This is a genomic window from Adhaeribacter terrigena, from assembly GCF_016623615.1.
Lineage (GTDB): Bacteria > Bacteroidota > Bacteroidia > Cytophagales > Hymenobacteraceae > Adhaeribacter_A > Adhaeribacter_A terrigena.
Window position 1 is genome coordinate 36,292 of record NZ_JAEHFX010000001.1, and the last position, 18,428, is coordinate 54,719.

At 46.6% G+C, this 18,428-nt stretch carries 17 protein-coding genes and 4 tRNA genes; 12 read left to right on the top strand and 9 right to left on the bottom strand.

What is annotated here, in order from left to right:
* Positions 1-12 precede the first annotated feature (12 nt).
* The 4 genes from I5M27_RS00145 to I5M27_RS00160 form a co-directional block, all read right to left on the bottom strand.
* Positions 13-3,012 carry a two-component regulator propeller domain-containing protein gene (locus tag I5M27_RS00145; protein WP_200504009.1) on the bottom strand — a complete coding sequence of 1,000 codons (3,000 nt, stop codon included), beginning with the start codon at positions 3,010-3,012 and terminating at the stop codon, positions 13-15.
* Positions 3,013-3,182: 170 nt separating this feature from the next.
* A complete protein-coding gene (locus I5M27_RS00150; RefSeq protein ID WP_200504010.1) occupies positions 3,183-4,295 on the bottom strand; it encodes a glycosyltransferase family 4 protein in 1,113 nt (370 codons plus the stop codon).
* 39 nt (positions 4,296-4,334) lie between these two features.
* Entirely contained in the window at positions 4,335-5,102 is a 768-nt protein-coding gene (locus I5M27_RS00155) for a glycosyltransferase family 2 protein (protein WP_200504011.1), read from the bottom strand.
* 24 nt (positions 5,103-5,126) lie between these two features.
* A complete protein-coding gene (locus tag I5M27_RS00160; protein ID WP_200504012.1) occupies positions 5,127-6,434 on the bottom strand; it encodes an O-antigen ligase family protein in 1,308 nt (435 codons plus the stop codon).
* Between the two features lie 95 nt (positions 6,435-6,529).
* On the opposite strand from I5M27_RS00160, the gene I5M27_RS00165 reads away from it, so the two are divergent.
* The 4 genes from I5M27_RS00165 to nadD are packed head-to-tail and all read left to right on the top strand — an operon-like array spanning position 6,530 to position 8,607.
* Positions 6,530-7,153, top strand: a complete 624-nt coding sequence (locus I5M27_RS00165; RefSeq protein WP_200504013.1) for a sigma-70 family RNA polymerase sigma factor — start codon at positions 6,530-6,532, stop codon at positions 7,151-7,153.
* Between the two features lie 18 nt (positions 7,154-7,171).
* A complete protein-coding gene (locus I5M27_RS00170; protein ID WP_200504014.1) occupies positions 7,172-7,447 on the top strand; it encodes a hypothetical protein in 276 nt (91 codons plus the stop codon).
* Between the two features lie 6 nt (positions 7,448-7,453).
* Positions 7,454-8,038: a guanylate kinase gene (gene gmk, locus I5M27_RS00175; RefSeq protein WP_200504015.1), complete on the top strand. Its 585-nt coding sequence runs from the start codon at positions 7,454-7,456 to the stop codon at positions 8,036-8,038.
* Positions 8,035-8,607 carry a nicotinate (nicotinamide) nucleotide adenylyltransferase gene (nadD, locus tag I5M27_RS00180; protein WP_200504016.1) on the top strand — a complete coding sequence of 191 codons (573 nt, stop codon included), beginning with the start codon at positions 8,035-8,037 and terminating at the stop codon, positions 8,605-8,607. Before gmk ends, nadD begins: the two co-directional genes overlap by 4 nt.
* A 2-nt stretch (positions 8,608-8,609) precedes the next feature.
* Here the strand turns inward: nadD and I5M27_RS00185 are convergent, their stop codons facing one another.
* The 5 genes from I5M27_RS00185 to I5M27_RS00205 form a co-directional block, all read right to left on the bottom strand.
* Complete coding sequence (locus tag I5M27_RS00185) at positions 8,610-9,452, bottom strand: outer membrane beta-barrel protein (protein ID WP_200504017.1); 843 nt, start codon at positions 9,450-9,452, stop codon at positions 8,610-8,612.
* 60 nt (positions 9,453-9,512) lie between these two features.
* Positions 9,513-10,358, bottom strand: coding sequence for a hypothetical protein (locus tag I5M27_RS00190; protein ID WP_200504018.1), 846 nt, complete (start codon positions 10,356-10,358; stop codon positions 9,513-9,515).
* A 266-nt stretch (positions 10,359-10,624) separates the two neighbouring features.
* A complete protein-coding gene (gene frr / locus I5M27_RS00195) occupies positions 10,625-11,188 on the bottom strand; it encodes a ribosome recycling factor (protein ID WP_200504019.1) in 564 nt (187 codons plus the stop codon).
* 160 nt (positions 11,189-11,348) lie between these two features.
* Complete coding sequence (pyrH, locus tag I5M27_RS00200; protein WP_200504020.1) at positions 11,349-12,074, bottom strand: UMP kinase; 726 nt, start codon at positions 12,072-12,074, stop codon at positions 11,349-11,351.
* 246 nt (positions 12,075-12,320) lie between these two features.
* A complete protein-coding gene (locus I5M27_RS00205; RefSeq protein ID WP_200504021.1) occupies positions 12,321-12,815 on the bottom strand; it encodes an acetyl-CoA carboxylase biotin carboxyl carrier protein subunit in 495 nt (164 codons plus the stop codon).
* 81 nt (positions 12,816-12,896) lie between these two features.
* On the opposite strand from I5M27_RS00205, the gene I5M27_RS00210 reads away from it, so the two are divergent.
* From I5M27_RS00210 to nusG, 8 genes are all read left to right on the top strand, one after another.
* Entirely contained in the window at positions 12,897-15,491 is a 2,595-nt protein-coding gene (locus I5M27_RS00210; RefSeq protein WP_200504022.1) for a M1 family metallopeptidase, read from the top strand.
* A 304-nt stretch (positions 15,492-15,795) separates the two neighbouring features.
* Positions 15,796-15,881, top strand: a tRNA-Tyr gene (locus I5M27_RS00215).
* An 85-nt stretch (positions 15,882-15,966) separates the two neighbouring features.
* A tRNA-Gly gene (locus tag I5M27_RS00220) sits at positions 15,967-16,039 on the top strand.
* A gap of 56 nt (positions 16,040-16,095) precedes the next feature.
* Positions 16,096-16,167 (top strand) — tRNA-Thr (locus I5M27_RS00225).
* A 65-nt stretch (positions 16,168-16,232) separates the two neighbouring features.
* A complete protein-coding gene (tuf, locus tag I5M27_RS00230; RefSeq protein ID WP_200504023.1) occupies positions 16,233-17,420 on the top strand; it encodes an elongation factor Tu in 1,188 nt (395 codons plus the stop codon).
* A gap of 125 nt (positions 17,421-17,545) precedes the next feature.
* A tRNA-Trp gene (locus I5M27_RS00235) sits at positions 17,546-17,618 on the top strand.
* A gap of 35 nt (positions 17,619-17,653) precedes the next feature.
* Positions 17,654-17,836: a preprotein translocase subunit SecE gene (gene secE, locus I5M27_RS00240; RefSeq protein WP_317193530.1), complete on the top strand. Its 183-nt coding sequence runs from the start codon at positions 17,654-17,656 to the stop codon at positions 17,834-17,836.
* Between the two features lie 7 nt (positions 17,837-17,843).
* The gene (nusG, locus tag I5M27_RS00245) at positions 17,844-18,401 is read left to right on the top strand and encodes a transcription termination/antitermination protein NusG (RefSeq protein WP_200504024.1); all 558 of its coding nucleotides are present in this window, start codon (positions 17,844-17,846) and stop codon (positions 18,399-18,401) included.
* Positions 18,402-18,428: the final 27 nt, after the last annotated feature.

The window sequence follows — 18,428 nt, forward strand, 5'->3', positions numbered from 1 at the left end:
TTCCAAATTCTTTTATTGTGGTAAGATAACAAATTGAAGCCGGATTTGCGTGCCGCCTTCAGAATAAAATTTTAAGGTACCGTGTAATTTTTTAATTAATGAACTAACCAGCTGCAATCCGAAACTCGTAGCCATTTTTTCTTCGAAGTTATCGGGCAGGCCGGTGCCATCGTCGCTGATCGTGAGCGTATAATCCGTTTCGGTTACGCGCAGCAATTCTATCAGAAGGGTGCCTTTGCGCTGGTCAGGAAATGCATACTTTAACGTGTTAGAAACTAATTCGTTCACAATCAGTCCCAGGGTTAAAGCCGTATCAATATCGAGGTATAACGTCGGAATATCGAACTCGAGCCGCACGTGGTCTTCGCGCACGCCATATGATGAAAAAAGGCTGCGGCAGAGCGTCTGTACGTACTCCGAAAGATCGATGCACGAAAGTTCTTCGCGCTGGTAAAGCCGCATGTGCAGCATCGAGATAGATTTTATCCGGTCTTTAATATCCCGCAGGGTTTCCAGGGCAGCCGGGTCGGTCAGGTGCCGCGATTGTAGATTCAACAAACTGGTAATGATCTGGAGGTTGTTTTTTACCCGGTGGTGCACCTCTTTCAGCAGAACTTCTTTTTCCTGGTTTTTCCTTTCCAGCATCAGTGTGCGTTGCTTCACGTTTGCTTCCAGCAGCGTATTGAGGCGGCGCAGGTTGCGTTCGCGCCAGCGTACCAGGCCCAATGCAAAACCGCTGATCAGTAAAACAGCAATGGCCACTATGCGGTCTTTGCTCCAGAATGCCGGCGTAATGCTAAAGGCATAATCCGTTGAGTTTTCTACGCAGCTGCCGTTCCGGATACAGGCTTTTACCATAAATTTATAATTGCCCGGCGGCAGGTTAGAATAAGTTACAGCCGTATTGGTAGTTGGCTCCGACCATTTTCTATCGAAACCCTCCAGTTTGGTCATATAGGTTACCAGCTCAGGGTTGGTAAGATAAATGCCGCGATATTCAAAAGTAACATGGTTCTCGTCGTATGGCAGCTTCAGGTTATCGGGCATGTTAAGCCCATGCGTAGAGGTGTAGCCGCGTTCTTTCCAGTTTACCGGCTGCCCGAAAAGTTTGATCGCAAAAATATTGAGCAGGGGCGTTGGTAACCCGCGTTTTTCATTTTCGGGGCTATACCGGATCAGGCCGTTCACCGTTCCGACCCACATATTGCCCCCTCTGCCTTCTTCCAGCGCATTAGAGTTTACTTCTATGCCCCGAAAGCCGTCGGCGGTTGTAAAGCGTTTCATCTGCCCGGATGGGTCTTTATAATATTCCTTTAAATTCAGCCGGTTCATACCGCTAATGGTGCCTACCCAAAGCTGATCTGCCGAATCGATGCGCAGGCTGGTTACTGATTCTGAAAGCAGGTTGCGGTCTTTATCAATATGATCGTGGGTGGTCTTTTTCAGGTCAGGCGAAATCCGGGCCAGGCCATGGTCGAAACTCGCGACCCATAAATTGCCTTTAAAGTCCTGGGTAATGCTGGTAATTTCCTTGAAGTTCATGGCGGCCGCCTGAGGATGACGCCGGAAAGTGCCATTTTTAAAGAGGTAAACGCCCGATTTTGTACCAGCCCAAAGCTGTTTATCTTTGTCTATAAACAGGCTGGTAATAAAATTGTCTTTCTGGTTGCCGTAGATCTTGTAATTCCGGAAACGGTTATTTTCCAGCAAGGAAAGTCCTTCGTTGGTTCCGATCCAGATGCGGTTGTCGGTTTCGGGCAGAATATAATTGGCAATGTTAAAGACCAGGCCATCCTGAAACGTATATTTTCTGAATCCTGCGCCTTCGAAGCGGGCAATGCCGTTATTGGTAGCAAACCACATGGCGCCGCCCGGTGCTTTGGCAATGTGGTTCACAATGTTGTGGGGCAGGCCGTTTTCGGTTGTATACCATTTAAAAGTGTTGCCGGTACGTACTCCCGCACCGCCATCAAAAGTGCCGATCCATAAATTGCCCTGCGCATTGCGCGCCACCGTTCTTATATTTTTGTTTCTTACGCCTTCGGGCTCTAAATAATACGTGAAACTGGAAGGTGTATACCGCTGCAGACCATTATTCAGCGCCCCCAGCCATAAATTCCCTTCCCGGTCGTAAAGCAGGCTATGAATGTAGTTGCAGGCTAAACCGTTTTTGGAGGTCAGGCGGGTCATCTTTTTACCGTCGAAGCTCAATAAACCACCGCCATCCAGACCCATCCAGAGTTTGCCCTCCGAATCTTCTGCAATGGCCATGGTGCGGTTTAGGTTCTGGTCTGTATCCGGGTAAAACGGCTTGAAATTCTGGCCGTCGAATCTGGTAAAGCCACCGTAAGTTCCGATCCAGATGGTGCCGTTGCGGCTTTCGAAAAGCGAATAAACGATCAGGTTGCTTAACCCGTTCTCTAAAGTAAAGTGCTCGGTAGTTTTGCCGTTGTAACGATAAAGCCCTTCGCCCAAAGTGCCTAGCCAAAGGTTGTTGTTACGGTCGAAACGGATGGTCCAGAAATTTTTGGCCGGAACGCCGGTACTGGCCGGGAGTGGCTTGAACGTGTTGCCTTCCAGGAAATAAATGCCTTTTGGGGTAGCCACATATAAACGGCCGTTTTTATCTTCGGTAATACTGGTAATGCCGCCGTATGGCAAACCGTTTTGAGTGCCGTAAGCCGTAAATTTACTGAAACCTGATAAACGATTTATGCCGTTGTCGTAGGTGCCGATCCAGGTTGCGCCCTGGCGGGTCTGGTAAACACAACTGATGCTGGTGCTGCTTAAACCGTTTTCTTTCGTGAAATTGGTAAAACGCAGCCCGTCGAAAGTAGATAAGCCGCCCATCGTGCCGATCCACATAAAACCCCAGTGACCCTGTACCATGCTGGTAACTTCGGTTTGGGGCAAGCCTTCTTCCGGGGTCCAGATTTTTAAATTGTATTGCTGCGCCGATAAAAAATTTACCGACGAGCAGATCAAAAATAATGTAAGCAAAAAAGCGCGCATGTTCTTCAGGCTGAATACTGCCTGTACTCTAAACCAGATTAAATATAGTATTTTTTGTTTTCAGCAAACAACACAGCAACTTAAATCTGGTAAATGCAGCTTTTTAGAGGGTGAACGATGTTGAAATAGACCGGCTTACAGCAGTTTCTCAGCTTTAAACCCTACCGTTTTTAGTGCAATTCAAGCTCCTGATTTTCTGCCAGCACCTGCCGGTAAATTTCCAGCGTACGCTTTGCCGTGTTTTCTTTCCGGAAATTTTGCAGAAAACGGCAAGCTTGTTCGGTTAAGATCTGCCGCAGTTTCTCATTGGTTAAAACCCGTTGTACCTGGTACGCTAATTGTTCGGTGTCGTAAACGTTGGCCAATAAACCGGTTTCGCCTTCTTTCACAATTTCCGGAATGCCGCCGCCCCGCGTAGCCACCACCGGCACCCGGCACGCAAAGGCATCCAGAATAGTAGTGCCCAGGCCTTCGGTTTGCGAGGTAATTAAAAATACGTCCAACTCCGGCAGAATCTCCGGCACATCGTTGCGGAAACCGGTAAAAATAATGTGCGCTGTCAGGTTTTTTTGTTTTACAAAGGCTTCTATTTCGGCACGCATCGGGCCATCGCCGATAATAAAGAATTTCGCGTGCAGCCCTTTCTGCAGCAAAAGTTCAGCGGTACTTACAAACGTGAAATAATCTTTCTGCTCCGCAATAGCCGAAATATTGCCAATGATCAGCTGATGTTCCGGCAGGTTAAATTCTTTGTGCAGCTTACCGGTGTTCTTGCTGTTTTCGAAACGGCTCAGATCAATGCCGCTGTGCACGGTTACGCAGATCTGCGGGCGTTTAAGCGAAGGCATGGTAATTTCGCGGATCTTTTCTGAAACGCAGATCACCCGTTTTATGCCCTTGTAATTGTATTTGAATTTGGAAAACCAATTCTTTTTCACCGGAAAATCGACGCGGCGGCTTAAAATAATGGGCGGTTTATTGCCCAGCACCGCCCCCCAAACGCTCAAGCCATGCGAATGCGAACTATGCGCGTGCACCAGGTCAATTCTGTTTTCAGCACAATATTTTTTCAGCTGCGAAGCCGTGTAAAGGTCAAATTCGTTCGCGAAAGGCAAGGCTACGTGCGGCAGATTCTGCTTCTTACAGTATTCTTCGAAAGGCGTGTTTTTTCTACAAGCCACAAAACAGTTTTCGCCGTTTTTCCGGAGTTCTTCTATTAAATAAGCAATTTGCTGTTCGCCGCCGCGCCAGGTTTTTTCCGAACTTACATGCAGAATATTCATTAGAAAAACGGTAGGGTTTGGGGTGTAAAAAGTCTGAGCCTATTTATTTTTTGCCTGCTGGAAAAGTTCGGCGGCTTTGGCATATTTTAAATAAACCGCCATGGCCGAAATTTTGCAGATGGTATAGCCGTAAAAGCCATCCAGAAAACCACGTTTAATTATATAGCTCAGGCAAAATTTCAGCGAAGGTTTGAGGAATAACTGGTACGCCGTAGGTTTTTTGCCTTTCTTGAAAAGCTGCTGCGCGCCAATGGAAGTAAATTTGTTTACCTGCTCAAAGTGCTGCGAAATGGTGTAAAACGAATAATGGAGCAAGTCGCCGGACAGGTATTTTACGTTTGCGTTCGATTCCATTATGAATTTATCGTGGGGGTTGGTGCCGCCCCACTGGCCTTTGCGGCTGTCCCAGAGGCGCAGTTTCCGGTCCGGGTACCAGCCGCTGTGTTTTATCCATTGGCCGCAGTAATTGGTCAGCCGGTTCAGAAAATAACCGTCGGCCTGCCAGTTGTTTTTCACCGTTTTTATCGTTTCGATCAGTTCCGGACTCAGGGCTTCGTCGGCGTCTAAAGAAAGGATGTGCGGAAAAGCAGCCTGCGTAATGGCGTAATTTTTCTGTTCGATGTGGCCGGCAAAAGCGTGCTGCACAAATTTTACGCCTAGTTCCCGGCAAATTTCTTCCGTGCGGTCTTTAGAAAAAGAATCTACCACCACCACTTCGTCGGCAATTTCCCGGACCGAATTCACGCAGCGCGCAATATTCTTCTCCTCGTTGAAAGTAATGATTACGACCGAAAGTTTAACCTGCATGGCAAGCGGAAAAATAATTGAAATTTAAACTGATTGAATTGGCTGCGCATCCTGATCATACTTCTGTAACCCGATAAACGCCATAAACGTGCAGAAAAGCATGCTGTCTACCTGCGTGGCCAGCACCGTATCGGGCAGCATATTTACCAGGTAAAAAACCAGGAAAGCCAGTCCGTAAAAATAAAGCTGCCCGCGGCCGCGCAAATTCAAAAGCCAGAAACCCAAAACCGCCAGGAAAACGAGTAAACCAAAAATGCCGGTCATGCCCCAGAAAAGCAGGTATTGGTTGTGCGTGTTCAGTTCCATTTCCGGGTTATTAGCGGAATACGCTTTCCGAAGTTCCGGGTGGAAATCGCCGGTGCCGGTACCCAGAACCGGATTTTGCTGCACCACCTGCCACATGTTTTTATAAGAAACCAGCCGCCGCAGCGTAGTGAAATGTTCGTAATCGTATTGTTTGTATTCCTGGTTTTCGAGCAGGTCCATTTCCCATTTGGTCTGGTAAAAACGTTCCTGCACCGGTTTCAGGGTTTTAAAACTCACGTAAGGAATTCCGGCAAAAAATAGTATTCCAACTAAAACCAGCATGGTAGCGGCCGCCATTTTGCCGGTGCGTTTTCTTAGTTTCGGATATAAAATATTTACGGCAATGGCTACGGCATAAACCAGCAGGCTTATAAACAAAGCCAGCTGCGCGCCACGCCCGCCCAGAATAAGCATGGTAAAAAGTAGCAGAGGCAAAGCTGCCAAAAGTACTTTCCGTTTGTAGTTTACCACAATCAAATAAAGGCTGCTTAAAACGGCCACCGCCGTTAGGCTACTGAACTGAAGCCGGTCTATAAAAGGCGAATACAAGCCGAATGCGGCGCGGTGAATATTATCCGGGTAAGGTAGCGTCAGTTTAGTAGCGTTGGCAATGCTGCGGGCGGTTTCTTCGGGAAGCAAATAAAGCAGCACAATAAAGGCGCAGGCGGTGCCGGTAGCCAGAATGTAGGCCAGGTTCAGTTTGCGGAAATTTTCCTGCAACAGCCGGGCGTGCAGCAGAAATAAAAGCGGAATAATTAAAAAGCGGTGCTGATGTTTTAAAATCTTCCAGCCGTTTTGCAGATCTTCCGTATACAACATTCCTAAAATCAATATTCCGGAAATGAGCGTGAGCGCCGCCACGTTTTTGTAGCGCAGAACGCTATGCTTTAAGCCCGAAAAAGTGCCCGGCCAGAACGAAAGAATGACCAAGGCCACTTCGGCTACGTTAGCAAACGCTTTAAAAAGCGGCAACGAGCAGAAATAAAACAACCAGGCAAAAAGCAATAAACGGTTTTTAAGCGGCATTCCCCGAAATATTTATCTTAGGCTATGTAAGTTATTTTTATTTTATTTGCGTATAGTAACTGTTTTCAGGTCTGTAAAAGTACAAATTTATTTAGATGAGCGAGGAAAAAGCCAACAAGCTGAGCAAAGAAGAAAAAGACAGACGTTTCGAAGCCGAGCTGATGCCGGTGATCGGACCGCTGTATAACTTTGCTTTCCGCCTTACGCTGGACGAAGACGATGCCAACGACCTTGTGCAGGAAACCTATCTTAAAGCATACCGCTTCTTCGATTATTTCGAGCAAGGAACTAATGCCAAAGCCTGGCTGTTCCGCATCCTGAAGAATTCGTTCATAAACGATTTCCGGAAAAAGAGCAAGCAACCCGCCAAAGTTGACTACAACGAGGTGGAGAGCTATTACAACACCGACGATGTGGAAGGTGAAGGCGAAATGGCGGCAACTTCCGACATGCGTTCGCAGGCGGTTCAGGAATTAATCGGCGATGAAGTTGCCGGTGCATTGAACTCTTTACCAGTCGATTTTCGTACTGTAATTATACTCTGCGATCTCGAAGGTTTTACCTACGAAGAAATGGCCAAGATCCTGGATATCCCGATCGGCACGGTTCGTTCGCGCTTACACCGCGCCCGAAACTTCCTGAAAGAGAAACTTGAGAAGTATGCCAAGACAATGGGTTACGATGCTGACAATAATGGCAACCACGATGAAGATGAATAAATTTAACTTTTAACCGATATGGAGACAACTACTACCGAACTGAAAGGCGACGTGACGGCCGCTAACGCTGATTGCGATAAAGTGATCAGTATCCTCGAGATGATCATCGATGAGGAAGCATCGTCCGAAGAACAATCTTATTTTTACCAGCACCTCGAAGAGTGCAAAAACTGCTTCGAAGCGCACAGCCATCAGAAAATGCTCAAGAGCTTTCTGAAAATGAACGTAAAAAGAAAAGATGTGCCGGCCAGTTTGATCTCCACCATCAAATCCATCGTTCACGAAACCGCTTAACCCTCCGTGCAAGGAAAGATCATTATCTTTTCGGCTCCCTCCGGCGCCGGCAAAACCACTATTGTAAAACACCTGCTCAACGTTAATCCGCAGCTGAGTTTCTCCATATCGGCGTGCACGCGCGACAAACGCGGCCGCAACGAAACCCACGGCAAAGATTACTACTTTATTACGCCCGACGAATTTCGCAAGAAAATTGAAGAAGAGGCTTTTGTAGAGTGGGAAGAAGTGTATGAAGGCGCATTTTACGGTACCCTCAAATCAGAGATAGAACGCATCTGGAGCACCGGCAAGCACGTGATCCTGGATGTGGATGTAAAAGGCGGCCTGAGTATCAAGAATTTTTACAAAGACCGCGCCCTGGCTATCTTCGTAAAACCGCCTTCGGTAGAAGAACTGGCCAAACGTCTCCAGGCCCGCGCCACCGATTCGGCTTCCAGTATTTCCAGCCGCGTTTTCAAAGCCAAATTCGAACTGAGTTTTGAAGACAAATTCGATACCGTTATTGTGAACGACGACCTCGAAAAGGCTTTCCGCGAAGCCGAAAAACTCGTAAACGATTTCCTGAATTCCGAAGAAACCATCGTATGAAGGTAGGCTTGCTGTTCGGCTCTTTCAATCCCGTGCACGTAGGTCACCTGATCCTGGCCAACTACATGGCCCAGAACACCGACCTGAAACAGGTCTGGTTTGTGGTTTCGCCGCAAAATCCGTTCAAGCCCAGTCACACCTTACTGCACGAACAAGACCGCCTGCACATGGTGCGCCTGGCCATAGACGATAACCCCAGCCTGAACGCCACGGACATAGAATTCAACATGCCGCGGCCGAGTTATACCATCGATACCCTGGCTTACCTGCATCAGCGTTACCCGAGCTACGAATTTGTGCTCATCATGGGCGAAGATAATTTGCCTTCGTTGCCGAAATGGAAAAACTACGAACAGCTGATCAGCAACTATGAAATTTACGTGTACCCGCGCAGCAAAACCCCCGAAACGGTATTAAAAACGCACGAAAAAGTAAAAATGGTACCCGCGCCTAATCTCGATCTTTCGGCTACCTTTATCAGGGAAACCGTAAAAGCCGGTAAATCCATAAAATACCTGGTACCGGAACCGGTGGAAGATTATATCAAAGCGAAGAAATTCTGGGTGTAAACCTATTCCGAACCATCCTCTTCAAAATCCTGCTTTATTTCCGGCACCGGTTTGTGCTTAATTTTCTTTCCGTTCAGCGTATATTCCACCTGAACCATAAAATAAGCCGGCCTGATCACCTCAAAAGACCCTTTGGGCGTTGCAATGGCGTTCGACTGGTTCTGCACGTAATGGAATTTGTTTTCGTAACGTACCGAGCCAAATTCCCGCAACAGTTCCTGGTGGAATAAAACGCTGAGCGCTATATTTTCGTGGAAAAAAGGCCGCAATTCCGCACCTATTTCTGCGCCCAGCAGCATGCTGTTTTTGGCGGGAATAAAAGTAGAAGCAATGGAATGATCGGTGCCGCTACCGGAGCTAACGCCACCGCTAAAAATCGAGCCGCTTTTATAACTGTAACCATAATAGGTCGAGCTGATCCAGTTCCGGCCCAAACTAAACCCGCTGCTTATTATAAGCTGATGCCGGCGATTCAGTAAGGTATAAGCTAGGTGCACCGGAGTTTCGATGCCGAAGCCTTTTTGCCGCCATTCCGTTTTAAAAACGCTATTCCCCGGGTAAGAAAAAGTCTGTTCAAATGTTAGGGCTTTGGCCATAAACCTGATACCGGCCTGCAATGAAAAGCCGTTCTGTAGTGGTAAAGCCGCCTGAAAAGCGGTAACCAACCCACGGGCTACTTTCGGCGCTATTTCATAAGCCTCAACCGGATCTGGAACTTGTTTTACGTACGCATAATTGAAACTATAACCCGCTGCAACTCCTAAGGCCACTTTCTGGGCTTCAGCTTTTTCTGCAAAACCTGTCAATAGTAAACAGCAGGCAAGAATTTTAACTGAAATTGCCATGGCAGATCTGCGTTTTGGTTTATCAGCAGCTTTACAGGATCGTTTGAAAGAACGGATCCACTAATATTTTAATTTCTTCCGCTTCTGACTAGTACTTTTCTGCTTGAATTTTGGATTGGACGGCTTCTTCTTATCCCAGAACGGCAGCCGGTAATTGAGTTGCCCCATCAGGTAACTGGTACGTTTGGCTTTCATAGTTCCTTCCGGATAATCCTGGAAACTTTGGCCGGAAGAAGTAATGTAAAAGTTGTTGTGATAAATTACGCTGCCAAAAGTAGGGATGAGGTCGAAATGATAAATGGCGCGTAAACTAAAATTCCTGAAAAACAGCGGCGTTAGTTCAAAGCCGGCCTCTAAAGCCGGGGTTAAAAACGCTTTCCGAGAAAATAATTCGGTATCGAATACATGCGCAAAAGAATAGGGTTCCCGGGTGGTGAACTTCAAGGAATAAGAATCGGAAAGCTCGTAAATGGTATTACGGCTGAAACAAACGCCGCCAATAAGTTTAAGCTGCCGGCCTAAAACCGGCGAAGGTACATCGTACACTACATGCACCGGCAATTCCACCGAGTTCCCCCAGCTCATCCATTTGTCTTCAAACGTAAACTGATTGGCATACTCGAAGCGAAGATTATACACGTAGGTTTTGAACATGGTGCGCAAACCAGCCTGCAGGTGCAGTTTGTCTTTTATCGGCATGGAAGCCTGCACACTGAATACCGGGTCGCCATTGCCTTTATTGGCGATGATGGTGCCGGCAGCTCCGCGTTCGGGTATTTGCTCAATAGCCACATAATTTTTCATGATGCCCAAAGAAACGCTCACATCTACCTGGGCTAAACCGGTAGTGGCACTTACGCCAAGAATTACGAGCAAAAGTAAAATGCTTTTCCGGAAGTTCCCCATATGCTGTTTGGTTGGTGGCTTAAAGAACAGTGCAGCTAAAAGCAATATCCAGCTAACAATGTAAACAGCCAGGCTTACCCGAAGTTTTCAAAAACGCTATGCTTTTCGGTTAAAAATCCGCGTTTTAACAAACTGTTTAACAGCAATCATAATATTTCAGCAACCGGTCCGGAAAAAAGCTATGGTTTTCCAACAAAAAAGCCTTTCAGTTAAATCTGAAAGGCTTTTTTATATGAGTCCTGATACTTGTGTTTTGCTTCTTATGTCTAGATCGTCATGATCTCGGCTTCTTTCTTGCTCATCAGTTCGTCCACTTTCACAATGTAAGTATCGGTCAGTTTCTGAACTTTGGCTTCGGCGTCTTTAATGGCATCTTCGGCAGCGCCTTCTTTCAGCAGTTTCTTCAGCGAGTCGTTCACGTCTTTCCGTACGTTGCGGATGCGCACTTTACCGGCTTCGGTTTCGTTCTTCACCTGCTTTACCAGGTCGCGACGGCGTTGCTCGGTCAGAGCCGGAATGTTCAGGCGCACGCCATCGGCTTCCTGCATTGGGGTTAAACCCAGGTCGGAATTTTTAATGGCTTTGGTAATCTCGCTCAGCATGTTTTTCTCCCAGGGCTTGATCATGAGCGTGCGCGCATCGGGCACGGCCACGTTAGCAACCTGCGAAATAGGAGTAGGCGTGCCGTAATAATCTACGCGCAGATCTTCTACCATAGCCGGCGAAGCTTTGCCCGCGCGGATTTTGGTCAGTTCAACACCGGTATGGTTCAACGCCTTTTGCATCGATTCCTCGGCGTCGTCTAAATACATCTTAATGTCTTCGGTCATCTTATTCTATCTTTAAATAGCGTAATAAACTCAAATGTTTAAATATTGTTTTCCAAAAGCTTGAAGCCAAATGGAAAACGGTAGCAAAAATGCACCAAAAAGTCAGGAGCACAAAATAAAAAATCTAATGTCTTGTGGCTAATGTCTTAAGTCCGAAAAATTAAAGTGCCGGCTCCGTTTCCATGCTTACCAGCGTACCGATCTGGTCGCCGTTCAGTACTTTGCGCAGGTTGCCTTTTTTGTTCATGTCGAAAACGATGATCGGCAGGTTGTTTTCTTTGCAAAGCGTGAAAGCCGTCATGTCCATCACGTTCAGGTCTTTTTCGAAAACTTCCTGAAAAGTAATGTTGGTATAGCGGGTTGCTGCCGGATCTTTTTCCGGATCGGCGGTATAAATGCCGTCTACGCGGGTGCCTTTCAGAACCACATCGGCTTCAATTTCAATGGCGCGTAAGCTGGCGGCAGAATCGGTGGTGAAATACGGGCTGCCAATACCGGCCCCGAAAATTACCACGCGGTTTTTCTCTAAATGACGCATCGCACGGCGGCGGATATACGGTTCGCAAACCTGCTGAATGTTGATGCCGGAAAGCAAACGGGTATTTACGTTGATTTTTTCCAGCGCGCTTTGCAAAGCCATGCTGTTGATAACCGTTGCCAGCATGCCCATGTAGTCGCCCTGCACGCGGTCCAGACCAACTTCTTCGGCCTGCATGCCGCGGTAAATGTTGCCGCCGCCAATTACAATGGCCACCTGCACGCCCATATCGGCCACCGCTTTAATTTCGGCCGCATATTCTACCAACCGGTTCGGGTCAATGCCGTAATTCTGGTCACCCATCAGCGATTCGCCGCTCAATTTCAGTAAGATCCGCTTGTATTTCACTTTCTATATCCTTGTTTTAGTTTTTTGTTTGGTGCTGATACCGTTTTGCGGTTTCAGTATTTAGTAGTTTTTATGCCGAAAACCCTACCGTTTATTTACAGCTTTCCATTTAACCGTTCGGTTGGAGATTAGGGATTTTAGCTTCAGCCTAATTTAATAAAAAGGCTGCTCAAAAAGTTCGGTCAGGTCCGAATAATCGCCGATGAAACAATTAACAATCAACAATCAGCAATCCAAAAGTCGAGCCTAGAATTCCAGCAATACCTGCCCTTTTTCTACGTTGTCTTTCACGTTCACTTTAATGGCTTTCACCACGCCGTCGCCCGGAGATTTCAGGATGTTTTCCATTTTCATGGCTTCCAGGATCAATATCTGATCGCCTTTTTTCACTTCGTCGCCTATCTTCACTTTAATATCGAGTACCAGACCCGGCATCGGCGCTTTAATATCGTTCAGTTTTTTCTCGTTCGCATTGCTCATGCCCATCTGGTCGAGCAGCAGATCGAAGCGGTCTTTCACCGAAACCGTGTGCAAAGTGCCGTTGATTTTCAGCGTAAACGTTTTGGTCTGGTAATCGGCTTCCACCAATTCGGCCATATACGAAACGTTGTTTTTAATGATATGAAAGCGGTTGGCATCTAAAGCAACCAGGTCCCATTCAAAAGGCTGGCCGTTCAGAAACAGGTTTCCCTGCTTGTTTTCTACCTGCCAGGAAGCGTCGCCGGATTTTACCTGCAGCATATTTTCGGGGAAGTTTAAAGCTTGAAATTAAGGGATTCTGAAAGGAATTTCCCAAATTGAGGCAAATTTAAGGATTTCGACATGAATTTTAAGGCTTTTGCAGTAATTAGTTTCGCGGTAGCAAACGGTATGCTTTTAGGTTGTAAAACTGCCGAAACGGCTTCGGGTTCTAAAAAATCTTTGGCTGGCACAGTTACCGCGGCCGGGAAAAACCAAACGATACCGGAATGGGTGCCAAAACCCGCGCCTTATCGGGCCACCGAAACCCAGCTCACCGACCTTGTGCATACCAAACTCCGCGTTTCCTTCGACTGGCAAAAGCAACACCTCATCGGCGAAGCCACGCTTACATGTCGTCCTTATTTCTATCCGCAGAACACGCTGGTTCTGGACGCCAAAGGTTTCGACATAAAAAGCGTGGAACTGGAAGAAACCGCCTCCCCGCTGAAATATACTTACGACGGCCGCAAACTCACCATCAACCTCGATAAAACCTACAACCGCACCCAGGAATACCAGGTACTGATCCACTACGTAGCCAAACCCAACGAACTCAAAGCCGGGGGCAGCGCCGCCATTACTTCCGATAAAGGCCTCTATTTTATCAACCCGCTCGGCGAAGACAAAGAAAAACCGCGCCAGATCTGGACCCAGGGCGAAACCGAAGCCAGTTCCTGCTGGTTCCCCACCATCGATGCGCCAAACCAGAAAATGACGCAGGAGATCTACATCACCATCGAAGATAATTTTAAAACGCTCAGCAACGGTTCGCTTATTTATTCCCGCCAACGGCCCAACGGCATGCGCACCGATTACTGGAAGCAGGAACTTCCGCACGCGCCTTATTTAGCTATGATGGCCATCGGCGAATTTGCGGTGGTTAAAGAAAGCTGGAAAAATAAAGACGTTACCTATTACGTAGAACCCAAATATAAGAACAGTGCCAAAGGCATCTTCGGCAACACCCCGGAAATGTTATCCTTTTTCAGTCAAAAACTCGGGGTAGATTATCCCTGGGAAAAATACGCGCAGGTAATTGTCAGAGATTACGTATCGGGCGCTATGGAAAACACCTCGGCCAGTTTATTTGGCGAATTTGTGCAGCTCAGCAACCGCGAACTGCTGGATCACAGCATGGATGAGATCATCGCGCACGAATTATTCCATCAATGGTTTGGAAATTTAGTTACCACCGAAAGCTGGAGCAACCTGCCGCTGAACGAAAGTTTTGCCACTTATGGTGAATATCTCTGGTTCGAGCACAAATTGGGCCGCGACGAAGCCGATATGGGTTTGCAAAATGACCTGGGAAGTTACCTACGCGAGGCCCGACAGAAACAGGTGCCGCTCATTCGTTACCATTACCACAACCACGAAGACATGTTCGACCGCCATTCTTACCAAAAGGGTGGGAGAGTGCTGCACATGCTCCGCAATCACGTCGGCGACGAAGCCTTTTTTGCTTCCCTGAAAAAGTACCTGGCCGATAATAAATTCAAAGCCGCCGAAATTCATCACCTAAGGTTGGCTTTCGAAGAAGTGACCGGCCAGGACCTGAACTGGTTTTTCGATCAGTGGTTCCTGCAGCCCGGCCATCCGGAAATCCAAATCGATCAGAAATTCGAAAATGGCAAACTGACCGTGCGTGTTTTCCAAAATCAGGATACCGCCTTTACACCCCTTTTTAAACTGCCCGTAAAAATTGCGATATGGAGCAACGGCAAGAAAACCGAATATCCGGTAACCGTTTCCAAATTCCGCAATGTGTTCGAATTCCCGGCTTCCGCAAAACCTGAATTAATAGTTTTCGATCCGGACGCCCAGCTTTTAGGCACCATTCAGCACGAAAAAACGCAGGAGGAACTCATTTACCAGTATTACCACGCCGAACGTTTTCAGCACAAATTCCAGGCCCTGAACTTATTGATGGATAAAGTAAGCGAACCGAATGTAACGGCCGTTTTTAAAGATGCCCTGAATGCAAAATTCTGGAAACTCCGCAGCACCGCTGTTTTTGCCTTCAACGCCACCCGCTTCATGACTTCCGCCGACGGAAAAGATGCCAGCGGAAACGTAAAGTTCAGTTCTCCGGAATTTACCGCCATAAAAACGCAGCTCCGGAAAATAGCCGAAACCGATCCGAAAACCTCCGTGCGCGCCGAAGCCCTTGCCACCTTAGCCAGTTACCGTGATCCGCAATTCACCGATGTATTCGGCAAAGCCCTGCAGGATAGTTCTTACGCAGTAGCCGCCGCCGGCCTCGATGCGTTGGCGTCGCAGGACAAGGCAAAAGAAATGCTGCCAAAGATCAAACCGCTGCAGGAAACCAGAAATGCAGAAGTAACCCATGCGCTCGCTTCCTTTTATGCCAGCCACGGCGACGTTGCTCAGTTGCCCTGGTACGAAAAACAGATAAAGCAGCAGACCGGCACCAACCTCAGCAATTTTCTCCCGGTTTTTGCCGCTTATTTATTAAGACTTCCAACTCCCGAAAAAAATAAAGGAACCAGAACGCTGGAAGAAATGGCACGAACAAATGGAAATTACCGCATCCGTTTAGGAGCATACCGGGCACTTCAGATCCTGGCCGATGACCCCGCTGTGCAGCAAATGATCCGGAAAATAAAAGAAACCGAAAAAGACGAACGCCTGAAAGCCCTTTATGGCGAAATATAAACGCTATGCTTTTTTACCCGGAAAGTACTGAATTACAAAATGTAAGCAGAAAAGACAGACCTGAGAGAAATAAAAACGCTATGTTTTTTTAAGAAAAAAGTGCGTGAGAGTTTTAGAATCAAGAAATTTAGTGTAGTTTCGCATCGCTTTAAATCAGGCAAGCGATTGAAGCCTTCGGAAAAAGAAATAAAAAAAATATTTTTCCGGAAAAGTTTGACAGATTGAAAAAAGCAATTAATTTTGCAGCTCCTTAGAAAAACAGCACAACGGTGCCAGATTGCTGAGGGGTGTATTTTAAAAAGCCGGGGAGATTCCAGAGTGGCCAAATGGGACGGACTGTAACTCCGTTAGAGTAATCTTTCGAAGGTTCGAATCCTTCTCTCCCCACCACTTCGAATTAAAAATTAGAAGTTAGAAATTAAAAATTGCCACAATAATTTCTAATTCATAATTTCTGATTTTTAATTTGAAACAAGCGGGAGTAGCTCAGTTGGTAGAGCGATAGCCTTCCAAGCTATAGGTCGCGGGTTCGAACCTCGTCTCCCGCTCGCAAGAGTCCTGAACAGATTTAAACAAGGGTTTAAATCTGTTTTTTATATAACAAGCCGACGTAGCTCAGGGGTAGAGTACTTCCTTGGTAAGGAAGGGGTCGTGGGTTCAATTCCCATCGTTGGCTCAAAAAGTTTATTCTGTATTCTTTTTATAATTTAGTTTTAAAACAAAATCTAATATTCTTTTAAAATGGCTAAAGAAAATTTTGATCGTTCCAAACCGCACGTAAACATCGGTACCATTGGGCACGTTGACCACGGCAAAACAACCTTGACTGCTGCTATTACGCAGGTTTTAGCGAACAAAGGTTTAGCCGCAAAACGCGATTTCTCTTCTATCGACAATGCTCCGGAAGAAAAAGAGCGTGGTATCACTATCAACACTTCACACGTTGAGTACGCTACAGAAAACCGTCACTATGCACACGTTGACTGCCCAGGTCACGCTGACTACGTGAAAAACATGGTTACTGGTGCTGCTCAGATGGACGGTGCTATCCTGGTAGTTGCTGCAACTGATGGCCCTATGCCACAGACTCGCGAGCACATCCTGTTGGCTCGTCAGGTAGGTGTACCTCAGCTGGTTGTTTTCATGAACAAAGTTGACATGGTAGACGATCCTGAATTATTAGAACTTGTTGAGATGGAAATCCGCGAGCTTCTTTCTTTCTACGATTTCGACGGCGACAACATTCCGGTTATCCAGGGTTCTGCTCTTGGTGGTCTGAACGGCGATGCGAAATGGGTGAAAACGATCGAAGATCTGATGGAAGCTGTAGATAGCTACATTCCGATTCCTGCGCGTTTAACTGATCTTCCATTCCTGATGCCGGTTGAAGACGTGTTCTCTATCACAGGTCGTGGTACAGTAGCTACTGGCCGTATCGAGCGTGGTGTAATCAACTCTGGTGAGCAGGTTGACATCTTAGGTATGGGTGCTGAAGGCCTGAAGTCTACAGTAACTGGTGTTGAGATGTTCCGTAAGATCCTTGACCGTGGTGAAGCTGGTGACAACGTAGGTTTATTATTACGTGGTATTGAGAAAACTGATATCCGTCGTGGTATGGTTATCTGCAAGCCAGGTTCTGTGAAGCCGCACATGAAGTTTAAAGCTGAGGTTTACGTTCTTTCTAAAGAAGAAGGTGGCCGTCACACGCCGTTCTTCAACAACTACCGTCCACAGTTCTACCTGCGTACAACAGACGTAACAGGTGTAATCACACTGCCAGAAGGCGTTGAAATGGTTATGCCAGGCGATAACATTACTATCACTGTTGATCTGATCAACAAAGTAGCAATGGAAAAAGGTCTGCGTTTCGCTATCCGTGAAGGTGGCCGTACAGTAGGTGCAGGTCAGGTAACTGAAATCCTTGACTAATTATTTAGAAATAAAAACCCCGTCCGAAAGAAAATTCTAACGGGCGGGGTTTTGTTTTTATAAAAATAATTTCTAAATTTGCACTCCAATTCACATTTAGTTGATTTGTGAGTGCATTTTTTTACACGGGCGTAGCTCAATTGGTAGAGTAGTGGTCTCCAAAACCATTGGCTGGGAGTTCGAGTCTCTCCGCCCGTGCAACGTTATTTTAATAACAAATAAAATTAGCAAAAGTGAAAAAGTACATCAACGATACTATTACGGAAATGCGGCACAATGTTGCATGGCCTACTTATACAGAATTACAGAAGAGTTCAGTGTTAGTGCTGGTAGGTACTTTAATTTTTGCTTTGGTTGTTGGCGCAATGGACTATGTTTACGACGCCGGACTGAGCTTGTTCTATAACCAATTTTAATTCAGCTATGGCGGAATTAAAATGGTACGTAGTGCGGGCAGTAAGTGGTCAGGAAAAGAAAGCTAAAGCCTATCTCGAAAACGAGATCATGCGTCAGGGATTAACGGATTATGTGCCACAGGTGCTTATACCGGCAGAAAAAGTTTACGAAATGCGCAATGGCAAAAAACGCGTTCGTGAAAGAAACTTTTTCCCGGGCTATGTGTTAGTTCATGCTGACCTTTCTCATGGAGAAGCAGAACACATTATTATCAGCACGCCGGGTGTAATTGGCTTCCTTGGTGCTAACGAAGGGAAAACCATCAGCAAGCCGGTGCCCTTGCGTCTCTCTGAAGTGAACCGCATCTTAGGAACGGTAGACGAAGCAGAAGAGCAGGAAGAAGTACTGGATTCGCCATTTATTGTTGGCGAAACGGTAAAAGTAATGGATGGGCCATTCAATGGCTTCTCCGGAACGGTAGAAGAAGTATTTGAAGAGCGGAAGAAACTGAACGTAATGGTAAAGATCTTCGGCCGTAATACTCCGGTAGAATTAAACTACGTTCAAGTAGAAAAGGAATCGTAACCTTAAATACGAATAAATAAAAACAAC